Raw genomic sequence first — 1,648 nt, 5'->3', positions numbered from 1 at the left:
CTAGTTGGTCTGCATTTTTATGAAAAATATTTTTTAGGAAATTTTGATTAATCTAAGAGCCTGTTTAAATTTTATTGAGTAATAATTTTATGGCAGATAATTTGACCATGTTTTCAGAACTTTCCATTAGAAGTTCATAATTCCTGCATAATCTTCTATCATTATCAAACCAGGAAAAAGTACGTTCTATAATCCATCGTTTATCAATGGGCTCAAATTCTTTTACTTTTCTGTCACTCCGCATAACGATTTGAATGATATAATTGAACTTGATTCTTATTTCCTCAATAATCTCACCTCTGTAACCTCCATCCGCTATGATTACATCAAGTGGAATCAATAAATATCGCAGTGTTTTCATCAATAATAATGCGGCTTTGCTGTCGTGAATATTGGCAACACTTACCATTACAGCTAACAAAAAACCATTTTTATCTACCACAACGTGTCGCTTGATGCCTTTTACTTTTTTACCTCCGTCATAACCATTAAGCGAACGGTTATTTCCCCAGCGAACGCTCTGACTGTCCATAATTCCCAAACTTGCCTCGGCTTTCTGACTTCTGTTTTGTCGTACTTTTTCTCGCAATTTTGACAATAATAAATCGAAAACCTCCAGATTTGACCATTTTGAATAATAGTAATAAACCAATTGCCATTTTGGAAAATCATGAGGTAACAACCGCCATTGACAACCAGTTTTCACCAAAAAAATGATCGCATTCCAAAAGACAATTAAATAATATTTTCGCTTTCAGTCATCAAAATCTAATGTCTATATTAAAAAAAGACATTGAGTTTGGGTTAAATCTGTTGGATACATTGACGTTTTTTGTTTTGCAACTCTAAAATGACAATTTTTATTCAGCATTTTAGCCCTTACTCTTTTTTATTATTCTTTTTTAAACAGGCTCTTAATATTCCAGTTAAAATGACTCCAATATTGATTGACCAACGGCAAAGCATTTTCAGGCTCTTTTTCCAATTGAATAAACCACGTATTGTTTAAATGGTTCTGTTTAAATTTCAATAATTTCCGTACCGAAGTATAAAAAGGCTCATCTGTAAAATGTTCAATAACTTCCGAAAGCAAAACATAATTCATGTCTACATAACGAAATAAGGTTCCTGGTTTTCCTAAAGGTTGTCCCAATTTTGAAGCTCTTTCAACCTGCTCAGTTCTTGTCCATTGATGCTTTTTATTTTCATTGATTAAGGTGAAATACCCCTCATCAACATAATCTCTGATTCCCGAAGTATGAGAAAGCAAATGACGGATGGTGATAGAATCTAAGTTGTATCCTGCCTTCATCAATTGAATTCTTGATGTCTCAGTAATTAGGTTTTTTATATTTTGATTAATATTTAACTTACCTTTTTCTGCCAGGCGAAGTATCGTTGCAGCCATAAATGTTTTGGTGGTACTCGCAATTAGTAAAAGCTGCTGTACATTCAGATTTTGTTTGGAATTTTTTCCGTCGAATCCTTTAGCATAGCTCCAGGAAATTTTGGGAGATTCGATGTGTATCAAAACCCCAATTATTTCAGGATTTTTTTCATAATCCGAATAGATAATTTTTTGATAAAGATCAGTATGAGTTTAAGCTGAAGTTTTAAAAATCAGGCAGAGAAATAGAAGTATTGTGAA

2 protein-coding genes are annotated in these 1,648 nt (G+C 32.8%); both read right to left on the bottom strand.

Annotated features, from left to right (window positions below):
- Window positions 1-64 precede the first annotated feature (64 nt).
- Window positions 65-706, bottom strand: a complete 642-nt coding sequence (locus OEW74_RS19375; protein ID WP_265430046.1) for an IS5 family transposase — start codon at window positions 704-706, stop codon at window positions 65-67.
- A 186-nt stretch (window positions 707-892) separates the two neighbouring features.
- Complete coding sequence (locus OEW74_RS19370; protein ID WP_265430045.1) at window positions 893-1,531, bottom strand: serine hydrolase domain-containing protein; 639 nt, start codon at window positions 1,529-1,531, stop codon at window positions 893-895.
- Between the last annotated feature and the right edge of the window lie 117 nt (window positions 1,532-1,648).

It is taken from the genome of Chryseobacterium sp. YIM B08800, assembly GCF_026163565.1.
In the GTDB taxonomy this organism is placed as follows: Bacteria; Bacteroidota; Bacteroidia; order Flavobacteriales; family Weeksellaceae; genus Chryseobacterium.
This window is presented reverse-complemented; position numbering and strand designations above follow the sequence as displayed.